General features: G+C 71.8%; 17 protein-coding genes. 9 read left to right on the forward strand and 8 right to left on the reverse strand.

The features are described 5' to 3' along the window. Window positions 1-68: 68 nt before the first annotated feature. On the reverse strand, window positions 69-1,784 hold the full coding sequence (locus FLX08_RS15445) for an efflux RND transporter periplasmic adaptor subunit (RefSeq protein ID WP_142619538.1): 1,716 nt from the start codon (window positions 1,782-1,784) through the stop codon (window positions 69-71). A gap of 145 nt (window positions 1,785-1,929) precedes the next feature. Between FLX08_RS15445 and FLX08_RS15450 the strand changes: the two genes are divergently transcribed. Genes FLX08_RS15450 through FLX08_RS15485 form a run of 8 tightly spaced genes read left to right on the forward strand, consistent with a single transcriptional unit; the run spans window position 1,930 to window position 9,620 of the window. Then, on the forward strand, window positions 1,930-3,093 hold the full coding sequence (locus FLX08_RS15450; RefSeq protein WP_142619539.1) for an efflux RND transporter periplasmic adaptor subunit: 1,164 nt from the start codon (window positions 1,930-1,932) through the stop codon (window positions 3,091-3,093). Further along, on the forward strand, window positions 3,090-3,857 hold the full coding sequence (locus tag FLX08_RS15455; protein ID WP_142619540.1) for an ABC transporter ATP-binding protein: 768 nt from the start codon (window positions 3,090-3,092) through the stop codon (window positions 3,855-3,857). Before FLX08_RS15450 ends, FLX08_RS15455 begins: the two co-directional genes overlap by 4 nt. Beyond that, window positions 3,854-5,134, forward strand: a complete 1,281-nt coding sequence (locus FLX08_RS15460) for an ABC transporter permease (protein ID WP_142619541.1) — start codon at window positions 3,854-3,856, stop codon at window positions 5,132-5,134. Before FLX08_RS15455 ends, FLX08_RS15460 begins: the two co-directional genes overlap by 4 nt. 28 nt (window positions 5,135-5,162) lie before the next feature. After that, window positions 5,163-5,801 carry a hypothetical protein gene (locus tag FLX08_RS40645; RefSeq protein ID WP_167530428.1) on the forward strand — a complete coding sequence of 213 codons (639 nt, stop codon included), beginning with the start codon at window positions 5,163-5,165 and terminating at the stop codon, window positions 5,799-5,801. After that, window positions 5,798-6,484, forward strand: a complete 687-nt coding sequence (locus FLX08_RS15470; protein WP_425280625.1) for a response regulator transcription factor — start codon at window positions 5,798-5,800, stop codon at window positions 6,482-6,484. Before FLX08_RS40645 ends, FLX08_RS15470 begins: the two co-directional genes overlap by 4 nt. Continuing rightward, a complete protein-coding gene (locus FLX08_RS15475; RefSeq protein ID WP_244312662.1) occupies window positions 6,468-8,093 on the forward strand; it encodes a sensor histidine kinase in 1,626 nt (541 codons plus the stop codon). Before FLX08_RS15470 ends, FLX08_RS15475 begins: the two co-directional genes overlap by 17 nt. A gap of 6 nt (window positions 8,094-8,099) precedes the next feature. Beyond that, entirely contained in the window at window positions 8,100-8,654 is a 555-nt protein-coding gene (locus tag FLX08_RS15480; RefSeq protein ID WP_142619544.1) for a hypothetical protein, read from the forward strand. A 48-nt stretch (window positions 8,655-8,702) separates the two neighbouring features. Next, entirely contained in the window at window positions 8,703-9,620 is a 918-nt protein-coding gene (locus tag FLX08_RS15485; protein ID WP_142619545.1) for a hypothetical protein, read from the forward strand. Window positions 9,621-9,722: 102 nt separating this feature from the next. Here FLX08_RS15485 and FLX08_RS15490 read toward each other — a convergent pair whose 3' ends face one another. The 4 genes from FLX08_RS15490 to FLX08_RS15505 form a co-directional block, all read right to left on the reverse strand. Beyond that, entirely contained in the window at window positions 9,723-10,082 is a 360-nt protein-coding gene (locus tag FLX08_RS15490) for a carboxymuconolactone decarboxylase family protein (protein ID WP_208761479.1), read from the reverse strand. 81 nt (window positions 10,083-10,163) lie between these two features. Then, on the reverse strand, window positions 10,164-10,643 hold the full coding sequence (locus tag FLX08_RS15495; RefSeq protein WP_244312663.1) for a DoxX family protein: 480 nt from the start codon (window positions 10,641-10,643) through the stop codon (window positions 10,164-10,166). Between the two features lie 121 nt (window positions 10,644-10,764). Continuing rightward, complete coding sequence (locus FLX08_RS15500; RefSeq protein ID WP_244312664.1) at window positions 10,765-12,216, reverse strand: MFS transporter; 1,452 nt, start codon at window positions 12,214-12,216, stop codon at window positions 10,765-10,767. A 317-nt stretch (window positions 12,217-12,533) separates the two neighbouring features. Next, window positions 12,534-13,106 carry a DUF3800 domain-containing protein gene (locus tag FLX08_RS15505; protein ID WP_142619546.1) on the reverse strand — a complete coding sequence of 191 codons (573 nt, stop codon included), beginning with the start codon at window positions 13,104-13,106 and terminating at the stop codon, window positions 12,534-12,536. Between the two features lie 149 nt (window positions 13,107-13,255). Here FLX08_RS15505 and FLX08_RS15510 point away from each other — a divergent pair, with 149 nt between their 5' ends. Then, a complete protein-coding gene (locus FLX08_RS15510; RefSeq protein ID WP_142619547.1) occupies window positions 13,256-14,635 on the forward strand; it encodes an FAD-dependent monooxygenase in 1,380 nt (459 codons plus the stop codon). Window positions 14,636-14,707: 72 nt separating this feature from the next. Here the strand turns inward: FLX08_RS15510 and FLX08_RS15515 are convergent, their stop codons facing one another. From FLX08_RS15515 to FLX08_RS15525, 3 genes are all read right to left on the reverse strand, one after another. After that, entirely contained in the window at window positions 14,708-15,802 is a 1,095-nt protein-coding gene (locus FLX08_RS15515) for an SPFH domain-containing protein (protein ID WP_208761480.1), read from the reverse strand. Window positions 15,803-15,804: 2 nt separating this feature from the next. Further along, the gene (locus FLX08_RS15520) at window positions 15,805-16,236 is read right to left on the reverse strand and encodes an NfeD family protein (RefSeq protein ID WP_142619549.1); all 432 of its coding nucleotides are present in this window, start codon (window positions 16,234-16,236) and stop codon (window positions 15,805-15,807) included. 112 nt (window positions 16,237-16,348) lie between these two features. Then, window positions 16,349-16,780 carry a VOC family protein gene (locus tag FLX08_RS15525; RefSeq protein WP_142619550.1) on the reverse strand — a complete coding sequence of 144 codons (432 nt, stop codon included), beginning with the start codon at window positions 16,778-16,780 and terminating at the stop codon, window positions 16,349-16,351. Window positions 16,781-16,793 lie beyond the last annotated feature (13 nt).

A 16,793-nucleotide genomic window follows, 5' to 3' on the forward strand; every position in this document is an offset into this window, starting at 1 on the left:
GCGTGTAGACGCCGCCCAGGCGATGCGGCTGCCACAAGCAGGCCGCCGCACGCCTGGACGGCAGACGCTCAGTGGCCGTCGGACGGGCTGGTCGCCGCCGGGAAGCCCTCGTCCGGGAAGGCGGTGGAGGCGCCGGGCAGGACGACCTGGTCTCCTTCGGAGAGGCCGCCGGTGATCTGCACGTAGCTGTCGCCGCGCACGCCGACCTTGACCGTCCGCCGCGTCTGGGTGCCGCCGTCGGCCACCGTGACCACGGCGGTGCCGTCGCCCTGGGCGCGTACGGCCTGCGAGGGGACGTAGAGCGCGTCGGATGCCTCGCCGGTCGTCACCCGTACGGTGACGCTCTGGCCCAGCAGCAGGCGGGCGGGGCGTTTGTTCAGGACGATCGTCACGCCGTAACGGACCAGGCGGTTGGTGGTGGTCGCGGTCGGGTCGACGTGGGAGACCGTTCCCGGGTATTCCTGCCCCGGTTGCGTGGGCAGCGTCACGGTGGCCGCCTGACCGACCTTGAGGAAACGGACGTCCGACTCGGTGAACATCGCCTGCACCTGCAGGTCGTCGAGGTCACCAAGGGTGATGAACGTGCCCGACGTGTAGCGGGAGCCCGTGGTTCCCGCGACGGACAGGATCGTGCCGTCCGCCGGAGCCTTGATCGTCACTCCGTCGAGCGCCTCCTTGGCGTCGGCCAGTTCGGTCGTCGCCTGGCTGACCTGTGCCTCTGCCTGTGCCTCGGTGAGCCGGGCGCCGCCGCCCTGGCCGCCCCGACCCCCCTGGCCTGCCTGGCCGCCGGCGAAGCCGCCGCGCCCCTGCGCACCGCCGCTGGAGCCCGCACGCCCCTGGGCACCGCCGCCCTGGCCCTGAGAGTTCTGTCTCTGCGGGTTCTGCCCCTGGCCGCCCTGCCCGGATGCGCAAGCGCCGGAGGAGCCACTGGAGGAGGGGCTCGGCGTGGCGGACGGATGCGCCGGTGGCGTGGGCGGGATCGAGACGCTCGTCCCGGGGTCCGGCGTGCTCGTGCCGCCCGTGGGGGCCGGATGGTGCGTCCAGGACGGCCTCGGACGCGGGTGGGGATGCGGATGCGGGTGTGCCGTGACCGTCGGCGCCGGGGTGGGCGGGGGTGTTGAGCCGCCGTGGTCACCACCCTGGTAGGCCACGAGCTCGATGCTCGCCGCGCTCGCGCCCGTGTTCGCCGAGGCGGCGACCGGCCGGTACGAAGGCCCGGCGGTCGCGGACGGCCGTGGCGAGGGCTGCGAGGGGCGCGTGGGCTCCTGTCCGGACGGCCGGACGGAAGGGGTGGTCGGGCACGAGACAGGGCCGCCACTGCCGGTCGCCCCGCCGCCGGAGCCCGTATAACCCGAGCCGCCCGCAAAGCCGGAGCCGCCCGCGCTCGGGGCTGCGGCTCCGCCCGCCGTGGCGGTGCCGTTCTGGACGTCGTCGAGGGTCTCCTTGGCGGCGGCGAGCGCGGCCTTCGCGGCCTCGTAGTTCTCCTTGGCTATGGTGTCGTCGATCCGGGCGAGGACCTTGCCGCGGCGGACCTTCTGACCCACCATGACGTAGACCTTCTCGACCGTGCCCTCCGCTCCGAACGCGAGATCGCGCACGCCGTTGTCGACGGTGTTGCCGGCGGCCGAGACGTACGACGCGACCGTGCCCCGCTTGACCGAGGCGAGCGCTATCCGGTCGGCCACGGAGGTGTCGCCGCCGGTGGCGGAGATCACGGCGACGCTCGCGATGACGATCCCCGCCAGCGCGAGCCCTCCGACCCTGAGGGGAGTGCTCGATCTCATGGCGGACATCCTGCTGACGTCACGTGACCGGTGGCTTGGCCGTACCTGAGAGTTGTCTGTAAATGCGCATCCTGACGTGGACTGTCAGCAAACCCTCAGCATCGGCCTAGGTTGCCCGAAGCGGGGTTTGCCATGGTTCGACGTCGTGAAGCTGTCGACGAAGCGCAGGACATTGATCGTCAACGGTGTCCTGGTGGTACTGCTGCTCGGCGGGATCGCGGCGGCCTGGGCGTCCGTGGGAGGCGGCTCCTCCGGAGACGGCGCCGTGCCGCTGACGACCCGGGTGACCCGCGGGACCGTGCTCGCCTCGGTATCGGCCTCCGGTTCCGTCGAGAGCGCCAGGACGCGCGCCCTCGATTTCGGTACGAACGGCACCGTCGAGTCCGTCCTGGTCGAGAGCGGCGACAAGGTCAAGAAGGGACAGGTGCTCGCGCGCATCGACGACACGGCCGCCCAGGAGAGTCTGGAGGCGGCCAAGGCGAGCCTGGACGCCGCCGAGGAGGCCGACACCTCGACCGCCTCGGGCTACTCGCAGTACATCAACGCGAGGAACGCCTACCGGTCGGCCAAGCGGGCTGTGGCGGGCACGGTGATCAAGGCGCCCTTCGCCGGGGTCGTCACGGCCGTCAACGGGGCCGTGGGCGGCTCCTCGGGCGCGTCCGGCGGCGGATCCGGCGGGTCCTCCCAGGGCGGCCTGGGGCAGTCGCAGGGCGGCTCGGCCGCGTCGGGCGGGTCCGGCGGCTTCATCGACATCGCCGACCCCGCCCGCCTGCAGATCGTGGGCGACTTCACCGAGGCCGACGTCAGCAGGATCAAGGTCGGCCAGGCGGCCACCGTGTCCTTCGACGCTCTCCCCGGGGTCACCGCCGCCGGCAAGGTGACGGTGGTCGATCCGCAGCCGCAGACGAACAACAACGTCGTCCAGTACGCCGTGACGATCTCGCTGACCGACGTGCCGTCCACCGTACGGCTCGGCCAGACGGCCACGGCCCTGGTGACCGTGGGCAAGGCCGACGACGTGCTCACGGTGGCCTCCTCGGCGGTCACGACGGCGGGCGGCCAGACCACGGTGACCGTGCTGGAGAACGGCAGGCAGGTCGTGAAGCGGGTGGAGGTCGGCCTGAAGGGCGACACGACCACCGAGATCAAGTCGGGACTCCAGGAGGGCGACCAGGTGGTGCGGCCACAGGCGTCGACGACCGGCGGAGGCGGCGGCGGCATCCAGCTTCCCGGCGGAGGCGGGCTCGGCCGCGGCTTCGGTGGCGGTGGCGGTGGCTTCGGCGGCGGTCGCGGCGGAGGCAACCGATGAGGGCCGGCCCTCCGGTGCTCGTCCGCCCTGTACTCGACCCACCCGTGCTCGACCTGCGCCACGTCACCAAGGTGTACGGCGAGGGCGAGACCGCGGTGCACGCGCTGCGCGGCGTGTCGCTCCGGGTGGAGCGCGGCGACTATGTCGCGATCATGGGCGCTTCCGGCTCCGGCAAGTCCACGCTGATGAACATCATCGGCTGCCTCGACATCCCGTCCGGCGGGACCTACCGCCTCGACGGCACCGACGTCGGCGGGCTCGACGAACGGCGGCTCGCGATCGTCCGCAACCGCAAGCTCGGCTTGGTCTTCCAGTCGTTCAACCTCATCCCCCGGATGAGCGCGCTCGCCAACGTCGAGCTTCCCCTGGCGTACGGCGGGGTCAAGGCCGCGGAGCGGCGCCGCAGGGCGCTGGCCGCGCTCGACCGGGTCGGGCTCGCCGAGCGCGTCCACCACCAGCCCAACGAGCTGTCCGGAGGCCAGCAGCAGCGGGTGGCGGTGGCCCGCGCGCTCGTCACCGCGCCGACCCTGCTGCTGGCCGACGAGCCCACGGGCGCTCTCGACAGCAAGTCCAGCGAGGACGTCATGAACATCTTCGACCGCCTCAGCGCGAACGGCCGGACCCTGGTCGTCATCACGCACGAGGAGGAGGTCGCCGCGCACGCCAAACGGGTCGTCCGCCTCATGGACGGCCAGATCGTGGAGGACGCGCGCACCACGCCGGTCGGCGGGCTGCCCCCGCGGCTCGCGGAGGTGGCCTCGTGAACGGCGCGGAGGTCCTGCGGTTCGCCCTGCGCGGCCTGGCCGCCAACAAGATGCGCAGCGCGCTCACCATGCTCGGCATCCTGATCGGCGTCGCCGCGGTGATCCTGCTGGTCGCGATCGGTGAGGGGTCCTCCCGGCAGATCCAGCAGAACATCCAGCGGCTCGGGGCCAACTCGCTGACCATCACGCCCTCCACCTCGGGAGGCGGGGGAGGTGGGGGGTTCGCCCGAGCCGTCGGCGGAGGCGGAGGCGGCGGCGGGGCAGGGCGGCAGAACGGCGGCCCCCGCACCCAGGCCAAGAACCTGACCGTCGAGGACGCGCGGGCGCTGGCCGACCCGGCGAACGCCCCCTCGGTCAAGAGCGTCTCGCCCGTCGTGACGGCCCAGTCCCAGACCGCGACGTACGAGGGAGCGAGCCACGCGATCGGCCAGCTCGTGGGCACCTACCCGAGCTATTTCGAGGCGTCCAACAAGCCGGTGGCGAAGGGGTCGTACTTCTACAACGACGACGTGCTCGCCGCGCGCAAGGTCGTGGTGATCGGGCAGACGGTGGCCGACGACCTGTTCGGCACGGTCGATCCCCTCGGCAAGCAGATCACCGTGTCGGGCGTGCCGTTCACGGTCGTGGGAGTGCTCAAGGAGGCCGGCTCGTCCGGTTTCCAGGACGCCGACGACGTGGCCGTCGCCCCGCTGCCCGCCGTGCAGCAGAGCCTGACCGGCTTCGGGCCGTTGGGACAGATCCTCGTCCAGGCCAAGAGCGCCGAGACGGTGGACGCCGCGCAGGCCGAGGTCACCGAGGTGCTCAACCAGCGGCACGGCATCACCGCCACGGCGAGCGCCGACTATCGCATCCTCAACCAGGAGACCCTGCAGGAAACGGTCGGCGCGGCGATCGGGACGTTCACGGTCCTGCTCGGCGCGGTGGCCGCGATCAGCCTGCTCGTCGGCGGCATCGGCATCACCAACATCATGCTCGTCACGGTCACCGAGCGGACCAGGGAGATCGGCATCCGCAAGGCGATCGGCGCGCCCAAGGGCGCGATCCTCGGCCAGTTCCTCGCCGAGGCGACGATGCTCAGCCTCGTCGGCGGCCTGCTGGGCGTGCTGATCGCCGTGGTCGGCGCCCAGTTCACCATCGCGGGCGTGCAGCCGGTGATCGTCCCCACGTCGATCGCGCTGGCGCTCGGCGTCTCGGTCGCGATCGGCCTGTTCTTCGGCAGTTATCCCGCCAACCGCGCCGCCGGGTTGCGGCCGATCGAAGCCCTCCGCTTCGAGTGATGGCCGGACCCATGGAAGGGAGATGGATGTGAGCAGGCACGACACCGAGGAGCTTCTGGAGACCTCGCCGTTCGACGACGACCTCCAGGAGGTCCTGGCGGCGCGTCCCGCTCGGGCGGGCGGGTCGAAGCTGACGCTCGCCCTGGCCGGAGGCGTCCTGCTCGTGGCCGGGCTGCTCCTCGGCATCCAGGTGCAGAAGCTCCTGGGCGGCTCCACGCCGGGCCGGTTCCCGTCCCGTGCGGCCGGCGCCGGTGCGTTCGCGGGCGGCCAGGCCGGCGAAGGTGGCGGGGCGAACGGCGGGTTCGCCCGGGGCGCGGGCGGGGGCGGCGGCTTCGCCGGCGGCGGCGCCGGACGTGCGGACGGCGGCGCCGGGGCAGGATCAGGGACAGGGGCAGGAGCGCGGGCAGGAGCGGGGCCGGGCGGCGCGACCTTCGGCACGGTCAAGCTGGTCGACGGCGACAAGATCTACGTCCAGACCGTGAACGGCGGCGTGGTCACGGTGACGACCTCGGGCGACACCAAGGTGCGGGTCACCCGGTCGGGGAAGGTCTCCGACCTCAAGCCGGGCAGCTTCGTCACCGTCGCGGGGACCGCCGACGCGCAGGGCCAGGTGGCGGCGACGTCCGTCACCGAGGGTGCCGCCCTGGGCCGGAGGACGGGATCGTGATCAGGGAAGGCCGTCTGCTGGTCGTCGACGACGAGCCCGACATCAGGGAGCTGCTGTCGGCGAGCCTGCGCTACGCCGGGTTCGAGGTGATCACCGCGTCATCCGGCCGCGACGCGGTCCTGATCGCCGGCAAGATGCGCCCCGACCTGATCGTGCTCGACGTCATGCTGCCCGACCTGGACGGCTTCGCCGTCTCCGACCGGCTGCACGCCTCCGGGCGGCGGATCCCCGTGCTGTTCCTCACCGCGAGGGACGCGAACGAGGACAAGATCGTCGGGCTCGGCTCCGGCGACGACTACGTCACCAAGCCGTTCAGCCTGGAGGAGCTGCTCGCGCGCATCCGGGCCGTGCTGCGGCGCACCCGCGGCGACACCACGCCCGCCCGGCTGCGCGTCGGCGATCTGGAGCTCGACGAGGAGTCCCGCCAGGTCTGGCGGGACGGCGCCCCCGTACGGCTGTCGCCCACCGAGTTCAAGCTGCTGCACTACTTCATGGTCAACCAGGGCCGCGTGGTGTCGAAGGCGCAGATCCTCGACCACGTCTGGCACTACGACTTCGGCGGCGACCGCAACGTGGTCGAGTCGTACGTCTCCTATCTCCGCCGCAAGATCGACACCGTCGAGCCCAAACTGATCCACACGCTCCGCGGCGTGGGCTATGTCCTCCGTGCGCCGCGTCAGTGACCTGCTCCACGCCGGCGGAACGGCCCGCGGCGCTGGTGAAAGGGCCGGCGCGAAGACCGCTACGGGCACCGACGCGGAGGCGGGTGCGGAGGCGGACGCGTCCGGCCGCACCCATCGGTGGTCCCGGCTGCCGCGCCCGCTCGGCGCGCTGCGCCTGCTGAGCGTCCGCGAGCTGCGGCGGCGGGTCGCGAGGACCCCGCTGTGGCTGCGGCTCGTGGCGGGGACGCTGCTGCTCGTGACGCTCGCGATCGCGCTCACCGGCGGCTTCGCCGTACAGCTCCTGCGGGGCTACCTGGTGGACCGGGTCGACGTGCAGCTCACGGCCTTCGGGCGGCGCCCGGTGGAACCGCCGGTTCCGCCCCAGGTGACGGGCAACGCGTTCCGGCCGCCACGGCAGTTCGGCTCGTTCTACATCGTCCAGCTCGACCGGAACGGCACGGTCGTCCGCACCGTCCAGGAGCCGCCGAACGCCGATCCGCTGCCCGCGCTGCCCACCCCCCGGCAGGACCGCAGGCAGTGGTTGTTCACGGTCGAGGGCCCATCGGGAGGGCTGTGGCGGGCGATCGCCGTACGCGAGGACGACGGCGCCCGCTTCCGCGTCGCGGCCATCAGCCTGGACGACATCGACGGCACGGTCTCCCGGCTGGCGGTGATCGTCCTGGGCGTCGGCCTTGCCGTGCTCGTCGCGCTCGGGGTCGCCTGCTACTGGCTCGTACGGCGCAGCCTGCGCCCGCTGGGGGAGATCGAACGGACGGCGGAGGCCATCGCGGCGGGCGACCTGTCGCGGCGCGTCCCGCTCCGGCACCGGCGCACGGAGATGGGCCGTCTCGGCCGGTCCATCAACGGCATGCTCACCCAGATCGAGACGGCCTTCCGGGAGCGAGAGGCGTCGCAGGAGCGGATGCGCCGGTTCATGGCCGACGCCTCCCACGAGCTGCGCACCCCGCTCACCTCGATCCGCGGCTTCGCCGAGCTCTATCGGCAGCAGAACTCGCAGGATCCCGTCGTGCTGCTGCGCCGCATCGAGGACCAGGCCGTACGGATGGGCCTGCTGGTGGACGACCTGCTGCTGCTCGCCCGCCTCGACCAGCAGCGCCCCCTCGAACGCCGCCCGGTCGACGTGCTCAGCCTCGCGGCGGGGGCGGTGCTCGACGCGCAGACCCTCGCGCCGGACCGGGAGATCGACCTGATGCGGCTGGACGACTCGGACGAACCCGTGCGGGTGCTCGGCGACGAGGCGCGGCTGCGCCAGGTCGTCGGCAACCTCGTCAGCAACGCCCTGCGGCACACCCCCAAGGGCACCGCGTTCCGGGTGGGCGTGGGGATCGTGTCCGGCTCGCAGGCCCTGATCGAGGTGGCCGACGACGGGCCCGGCCTGGCCCCCGGCGACGCCGAGCGGGTCTTCGAGAGGTTCTACCGCGCCGATCCCTCGCGCAGCCGGTCGGACGCCGGCGGCACGGGGCTCGGGCTGTCCATCGCCGCCGCCCTCGTCCAGGCCCACGGCGGCACCATCACGGCCGACAGCAAGCCCGGCCGCGGCGCGGTGTTCCGCGTCCGCCTCCCCGCGTGCCCTCCACAAGGAGAGGCTCCCGACGAAAGGCTAGGGTGATCTCCCTTGCGCTACCTGTCCATCGCCGTCGCCGCCGCGGCCCTGGCCGTCACGGTGACCGGCTGCGGCGGCGGTGACGACACCGCCGCCGCCACGCCGACCACGGCCACCACGCAGGCCGCCGGGGGTGGTTCCGGCGCCGGCTCCGGGGCCGCGTTCACCGACTGCCTGCGCGAGAACGGCGTCACGCTGCCCACCGGCCGTCCGTCCGGGATGCCGAACGGACGGCCCAGCGGCAGACCCAGCGCCTGGCCGAGCGGACGGCCGAGCCGGCGGCCCGGCGGCGGCTTCGGCGGGTTCCGGTCGGCGGACCCCGCCATGAGCAAGGCGTTCGAGGCGTGCCGTTCGCTCATGCCCAGCGGCCGGGGCGGGTTCGGCGGCCGGCGCGGCGCCGATCCGCAGGCCCTCCAGGCGTTCCGCACCTGCATGAAGGACAACGGCGCCGAGCTGCCCGCCGACGGGCGCGTACGCGGTCTCGCCACGGCGGACCCCAAGGTGGCCAAGGCGTACGACAAGTGCAAGGTGCTGCTTCCCACTCCCACTGCAACGCCCACCGGCTGACACCGGGAGCGGTTGATTCGGCGGCCTTCCACAGGGAAGGTCGGGGGTGTGGCGGGAAACGACAGGCTGCGCGCTGCTCTGGAGAGCCTGCGGCGTCACCTCGATCAGGACCTGTTCCCCCTGGAAATCGGGGACGCCGCGGCCGACCGGCGCGTCCTGGCGGAGTTGCGCGGGCAGCTCGACGACTACCTGCTGCCCCGCCTGTCGGCCATCGACGCGCCGCTGCTCGCCGTGGTCGGCGGCTCGACGGGGGCGGGCGTGCCTGCCGTGGTCGATGCGGTCGCGAAGTCGCATCGGCACCGCTCGATCGCCGCGACGGGCTGGCCGGTGACGCGCTGGCTGCGAAAGCTGCGGCCCGACCCGCTGCGCCGTCTCCACCTGGCCAAGGGCGCCCGTTCCTCGCTGCCCGCGGCCACCGCCGTGGAGGTCTCCGCCGTGGACACCGCCCTTCGCGACGTCGGGGCCGCCGCCGCGGCAACGGTGCCCGAGCCGTGGGCGACAGCCGTACGGCACGCGGCGCGGTCGCGGTCGGAGGAGCTGACGGACGCCCTCGACCGCATCGTCGCGGCGGCGACCTCGGGCCGTGTCTCCAGAGCCCCTCGATGGTGGCGCGTGGCGGGGGCGGCGCAGTGGCTGACCGTCGCGGCGATGGCCGTGGGCGCGATCTGGCTGCTCGTGCGCTTCGCGCTGGACTACCTCATGCTGCCCGGGCTGCCCACCCCCACCCTCGGCCGCGCGCCTTGGCCGACCGTGCTCCTGCTGGGCGGCGCGCTGGCGGGGCTGCTGATCGCGGGGCTGTGCCGGGTGTTCGCCTGGGCCGGAGGGCGGCGCAGGGCCCGCAGAGCCGCCAAGGCGTTGCGCGCCGGCATCGAACAGGTCGCCGAGGAGCTCATCGTCGCCCCGGCACGCGACGAGTTGTCGCGTTACGCCCGTTTCGCCGACCGCATCACCCTCGCCGCCTCCTGAGCGCACGTGAACGCGCGCGCCGCCGCGGAAGCGGCCCGGCGCCTGTCCGTCGACGTTCACGACAGAGGTCGTGGGCGCCGCACCAGCGAGAGGCCGCCCCCTTCAGCGAGCGGAGGAGTCGCCCTTGTCCGGCGTGGCTTCGCTCATCGCGTGCAGGGCAAGGGTGGAGTGCGCGTAGGCGCCGCCGGCGCGCAACTCCGCGGCCACCCAGATCGCCTCCATGATTTCCTCAGGACTGGCCCCCTTGTGACGGGCCAGACGGGTGTGCCCGTCTATGCAGTACGGGCACTGGGTGACGTGCGCGACCGCCACCGCGATCAGCTGCTTCGTCTTCTCCGGAAGCGCTCCGTCGGCGAACACGGCACGGCCGAAGTTGTCGAACGCCTCGTGGATGTCCGGGGCGAGTCGCCTGCGCCACCCCGCGATCTCAGGTGTGGCCCTGGGGTAGATGGGCTCGGTCACAGGATCGCCATCCTTTCCGTGGGCATGCGGTGGTGCCGGCGGAGCCCGGGTGTCGTCAAGCCTCGGCTACGTCCGCGGGCGTCACCGCGACGTGTGTTCCAAGACCTTCGCCTTGCGGCCCTGCCACAGGTTGTCGGCGGCGAGGGCGCCTCCTCCGCTGAAGGCGATGGCGAGGCTGGCCGCCGCGAGGGCCAACACGAACTCGACGCCGTCGTCGGCGATGAAGAAGCCCTTGGCGCCGTGGACGAAGACGATCGCTCCCAGCATGTCGAGCGTGAGCAGCGTGCCGAAAACGGGCAGCAGCAGCCCGAGCACCAGTGCCACGCCTCCCACCAGTTCCAAGGTCGCGATCACCACGGCCGACACCCAGGGGAGAGGCACGCCCACCGATTCGAAGAATGCGGCCGTGCCGCCGATGCCCGTCATCGCGAACTTCTCCCAGCCGTTCGCGATGAAGACGGTGCCCAGGCCGACGCGGGCGAGCAGCAGTGCGATCGGGCGCGCCTTCTCGACGAGAGTCGGCTGTTCGCGCAGCGCGGGGCTACTCCCGTGTACGTCCACGGCGGCCCAGCCAGCGACAAGACGACATATTCACAACGCTATGGTCCGGTCGGACAGGCGGACAATCCCGGTCCGGTCAACGGTCCGTTCGGTTATCCACAGGCTGTCCTGCCCGGATGCCTCATCCGGGCCGCCGCTCGGCGCGGCGCTCGACGAACACGTCGGCGACCCCGGCGGCCAGCGCGGCCAGCACGAACACGATGTTGACCAGCAGTGCCTGCTGGAACGACGCCGCGTAGATGCCATGGGCCGAGCCCACCGCCGCGATACCGATGGAGGCGCCGATGCGCTGTCCCATCTGCAACATGCCGGCGGCGACCCCGGCCTCGGCGACCGGCACAGCCGACAGGGTCAGCGTCTGGTTGGGCGAGACGATCAGGCCGTTGCCCACCCCGGCGACGAACAACGGCGCCGCGATCGCCCAGGCCACGTTCTGGCCCGCGACCAGCCGCATGGCGGGTTCGGTGGCGCCCAACCCGAGCGTGACCAGCACCAGCCCGAACACGACCAGCGGGCGGCCGAACCGGACGACGACCCGGCCGCCGAACGCGGCGCTGAGCGCCGACCCCAGCGCGAATGCCGCGCTCACCCAGCCCGCTCGCAGCGCGGAGTAGTGCAGGCCCTCCTGCAGATACTGGGTGATGATGAAAAAGATCGCGGTGAATCCGCCGAAGTAGAGCAGCGCGAGCAGGGTGCCGAGGGCATACGAGCCCCTGCGGAACAAGGAGAGATCCACGATCGGGTCGTGGCGCTTCCCATACCAGCGCTCCCAGCCCACGAAGCCGGTGAGCACGACGGCCCCGGCCAGTATCAGCAGCCACTTGCTCTGTCCCGGCCATGCGCGCCCCTCCACGAGCGGGAGGATCAGCAGCAGGACGCCGACGGCCAGGAGCAGCACTCCCACAGGGTCCATGCTTTCCCGCCGCCGCTTCCCGGCCGGCCGCCCGGGGATGTACCGGTACGCCAAGATCATGGCGATGAGGCTGATGGGTATGCTGACGTGTAGGACGTGCCGCCACCCTTCACGCTCACCGCTGAACCGGATGAGCAGGCCGCCGAGCAGCGGGCCGACCGCGGTCGAGATGCTCATCGTGGCACCCAGCAGGCCGAACGCCCGGCCGCGCTCCGCGTCCTGGAAAAGCTGCTGGATCAGACCGGTGAGCTGCGGAGCGACCACTCCCGCTGCCGCCCCCTGTACGACCCGCGCCACGATCAGCCAACCCGGTGCGGGGGCGGCTCCGGCGGCGGCGCTGGCAAGGGTGAACAGGGCCGCGCCGAAGAGGAACACGTTGCGCCGGCCGTGCGTGTCACCGAACCGCCCGGCAGGCACCAACAGCAGTCCGAAGGCGAACGCGTATCCCGACACCACCCACTGCAGGGCGCTCGGCGGGGCGTCCAGCGCGACGCGGATGGAGGGCAGCGCCACGTTGACGATGCTGATGTCCAGCCACGTGATGAAACCGGCGATCAGGCACACGCTCAGCGCCTTCCAGCGGCGAGGGTCCGCGACCTCCTGCCCGTGCCTGCCGGGCGCCCCATCCGCGGGGACCCCGCTGCTCAACCGGTCAGGCACCGGTGCGCGCACCCCGTCTCGGCGGAGCGGCGGGGAACCGCTCACCGTCCCCGGAGATGTCCACGCACCCGGTCAAGGCCTTCCCCTCACGTGTCCGGCAGCAGTAGTCCCCCTGATCGGGTACCCGTCAACTCACTCCTCACGTACAGCGACGACAGTCGTCACGGGAATTTGGAGCGCTCGCTGCCTCACGCCGCGAGACGGCGCGCTTGACAGCGGAAAGGCAGTATCCGGATACTGTGTGTGTCGCATCCCCTGGGATGCGGAAGTGACGCCGGGAACCCCCCGATGGAATCGGGAGCCCGGCGTTCGCGTTTTCACCGGTGGTTTTCTCCTGCTTCCAGGAAAGTGACACGCTTCTCGAACAGAGGCCACCACAGGTTCTCCCCGCCCAGCCACCCTGTCACGATGCCGGCGAGGACGTCAGCGACCCACAACGCGGCATCCGAGCTGGCTCGCTCCCACCTGACCGTCATCCCCGCGGCGACCTGGCCGTGTCGGCGAAGCACTGTCAAGATCGCGCGGTCATGCGCGTCTTGCGTCCTGCGCGACTCGAAGACCACCGTCCCGACATTGCGTGCCGACAGTTCGGGCAGCAATCGAAGCAGGCAGTGCCGCCGGGCGCGTTCCGGACGGCTGCCCATGTCGTGCAGGCTGACCGCCACCATCGAGGCGAAATCAATGGACGCCACTGCCTCCGCGATCACTGACTTGCGAGGCGTCCGCTCCGTCCTCCAATGCACCGTCGGGGCTTTCCCGTACCGCAGAGCGTCCATCAACGATCTGACGTGCTCAAGCCCGCTGGAAGGAAGGACAACCGCAGCCAAGGCATAGACGCAGTCGTCGTCCGCACGCACCCGGCAGCTCTCATCAACGAAGGCCCACAACACGAGCCGACCTTACGCGACGATGGGTATTCACCACACTACTCTTTGCTGCCCTGGTGGTCGGTCCAGGCGAATCAAGATCGGACCGGGATGGCAGAGGCGTGGCAGGCGCGTGACAGGGATTTGGCAGAGCGGCCTGTCACGGTCGGGGCATGCATGAGAACACGGACGTACTGATCGTCGGAGCCGGGCCCACCGGGCTCACCCTCGCCGTGGACATGGCCCGCCGTGGTGTCGCCTCCCGCATCGTGGACGAGTCGCCCGAGCCCGTGGCCGGCTCCAAGGGGAAGGGCCTGCAACCTCGTACGCAGGAGGTCTTCGACGACCTCGGGGTGATCGGCCCGATCCTGGCTGCGGCGACGCCCTACCCGCCGTTGCACGTGAGGATGGGCGCCGTGCCGATCTGGCGGGCTCGCATGCACAAGTCCGCCGCGGCCACGGACGCCGTGCCGTACCCGACGGTGCTCATGCACCCGCAGTGGCGCACCGAGGCGGTGCTGCGCGAGCGCCTGGCCGAGCTGGGCGGGCAGGTGGAGCAGGGCAGTGCGCTGACCGGCTTCGAGCAGGACGCGGACGGGGTGAGCGCCAGGCTCGGCACGGGAGAGCGCGTGCGGGCGCGTTACCTCGTCGCGGCGGACGGCGGCAGGAGCCAGGTGCGCAAGGCCCTCGGCATCGGCTTCGCCGGCGAGACCCGCGAGGAGCAGCGGATGGCCCTCGGCGACGTACGGGCCGAGGGGCTCGACCGGGATCACATCCACGTCTGGGTGCGGCCGGGCCGGGGGATGGTGGCGCTCTATCCGATGGCCGGCACCGACACCTTCCAGATGATCGCCACGCTGAAGCCGGGGAGCACGCCGGAGCAGACGCTGCCCGCGTATCAGCGGATCCTCGCCGAGAGGTCCATGCTGCGCCGGGTGCGCCTGACCGAGTTGTTGTGGTCCTCCCTCTATCGGGTCAACATCCGCCTCGCCGACCGCTATCGGTCCGGGCGGGTCTTCCTGGCCGGGGACGCCGTCCACGTGCACCCGCCGGCGGGCGGGCAGGGGCTCAACACGGGCGTTCAGGACGCCTACAACCTGGGCTGGAAGCTCGCCAGGGTGCTCGAGGGAGCGCCGGAGACACTGCTGGACACCTACGAGGAGGAGCGCAGGCCCGTCGCCGCCCGGGTGCTCGGCCTCAGCGTGGATCTCGCCGACAAGAGGTCCTACAAACGCGGAGAGGACACCTACCAGCTCTCGCTGAGCTATCGGGGCGGCTCGCTCGCCCGGCGGGGCGGCGACCGGGTGCCGGACGGCCCGCTGACGCTGGCGGACGGCACGCGGGCCCGCATGTTCGACCTGCTGCGGGGCCCGCACTTCACCCTGCTGTCCCCCGACCCCGCTCCGCGCGTCCCCGGTGGTCCCGAGGTGCGCGCGTACGCGCCGGCCGAGCCGTACGGCGGCGAGCGGCACACCCTCGTACGGCCGGACGGATACGTGGGAATCTCCACGTCTTCCGCGGAAGAACTCGCCGCCTACCTGGCCATGGTGTGATCCCGCCGACGCGGCTCCCCGCCCCCGAGGGGCTGGGGAGCCGCAACAGGGCGGGGTGTGGCCGTCCGGGAGTCAGGCCTGCTCGTCCGGGCGTACGGCGTGGGCCGGGTCGGGGGAGGGGATGCCGTCCGTGCCGAGGCCGGGGCGACCGGCTTCGATCTGGCGCGGCCCCAGCTCGCTGTCCTCGGCCGCGGCCTTGGCCTCGGCGGCGGCGCGCTCGGCCTCGGCGACCGCCTCGCTGCCCGCCGTCCTCCGCTCGTGCTCCCTGCCGTCGGTCACGGTGGCCCGGCTCGCGGGCAGCGACTCGGTGAAGGCCTTGGACAACGTGTTGAGCGCCGAGGTGACCTCGCTCGGGATCACCCACATCGTGTTGCCCTGGCCCTGGGCGAGCTGGGGCAGCACCTGGAGGTACTGGTAGGCGAGCAGCTTGGGGTCGGGGTCGTTGCGGTGCACGGCCTGGAACACCTCGTCGATCGCCTGCGACTGACCCTGGGCCTTGAGGATCTGGGAGGTGCGCTCGCCCTCGGCGCGCAGGATCGCGCTCTGCTTCTCGCCTTCGGCGGTGAGGATCTGCGACTGCCGCTGGCCCTCGGCGGTGAGGATCGCCGCGCGCTTGTCCCGCTCGGCGCGCATCTGCTTCTCCATGGCGTCCTTGATGGTCTTCGGCGGGTCGATCGCCTTGATCTCGACCCGGTTGACCCGGATGCCCCACTTGCCGGTGGCCTCGTCCAGCACGCCGCGGAGCTGGCTGTTGATCATGTCGCGAGAGGTGAGCGTCTTCTCCAGGTCCATGCCGCCGACCACGTTGCGCAGCGTCGTCACGGTGAGCTGCTCGACGCCCTGGATGAAGTTGGCGATCTCGTACTCCGCCGCCCGGGGATCGGTGACCTGGAAATACAGCACCGTGTCGATGTCCACGACGAGGTTGTCCTCGGTGATCACCGGCTGCGGCTTGAACGACACCACCTGCTCGCGCAGGTCCAGCAGCGGGCGGACCCGGTCGATGTAGGGGATGACGAAGTTCAGGCCGGGGCCCAGCGTGCGGTAGTACCTGCCCAGGCGCTCGACGTTGCCGGCTCTGGCCTGAGGCACGATCCGGACCGCCCGCAGCACCGTCAGGATCGCGACGAACGCGATGACGATTCCGGCGATCAGTGCAGCGTCCATGCTCACTCCCGGGGATATACGAGGGCCGTGGCGCCCTCGATTTCTATGACGTCTACCGTGGCCCCCGGCGGGATCACGAGCGTCTCGTCGTAGGCACGGGCCGACCACTCCTCGCTGCCGATCTGTACCCGGCCGTCCCTGCCGGTGACCTCTCTGGTCACGTACGCGGACTTGCCGACGAGCGCGGACACGCCGAAGCGTTTCGGCGGCGGCTGCTTGATGTGCCGGAGCGCGATCGGGCGCACTCCGGCGAGGCCGGCGGCGGAGGCGATGACGAACACGACCAGTTGGAGCGCGGGCGGCAGCCCGACGGCCGCGACGGCGGTCGTGAGCAGAGCCGCGATGGACAGCAGCCCCAATGACGCGGTCAGCGTGAAGATCTCCGCCACGCCCAGTGCCGCCGCCAGGATGAGCCAAATGATCCAGGGGTCCATTGCCGCCTCCATAGCGATGAACGAACACCGCTCGGGTGGGGTTCCTCCTCAAACCTAACGCGTTAGGTCGCGTTGTCCCAGAGGCCGGGCCTCACGCAGCGGACCCCTGGCCTCACTCAGGGAAAGCGGTGACGCGGAACTCGTTGCCCTCCGGGTCGGCCATCCTGATGTGATCGTCGAACGCCTCCAGAATCGTGCCGCCGGCGCGCACCAGCCGGGCGGCCTCCGTCCTGATCCGCTCCCACCGGTCGGCGGGCGTGCCGTCCCCCGGCACGCGGACGTCGATGTGGAGCCGGTTCTGCGCCGTCTTCCGCTCGGGGACCCGGAGGATGGAAAGCCGGGGGCCGTTTCCCTCGGGGTCGCGGAGGTAGGCCCCGTCGTCCTCGGCGCCCCCGGCCGGCAGGTCGAACCGCGGGAGGGACTCCTCACTGGTCGCGTGCCCGGCCGCCGGAATCTCGTCGACGTAGCCGAGCGCCGTCTTCCAGAACTCGGCGACGAGCCGCGCGTTCTCGCAGTAAAGGGTCAAGTCGATTGCTACTGCCATGCCTCGACCGTAA

The sequence above is a fragment of the Microbispora hainanensis genome (genome assembly GCF_006874475.1).
Lineage (GTDB): Bacteria > Actinomycetota > Actinomycetes > Streptosporangiales > Streptosporangiaceae > Microbispora > Microbispora hainanensis.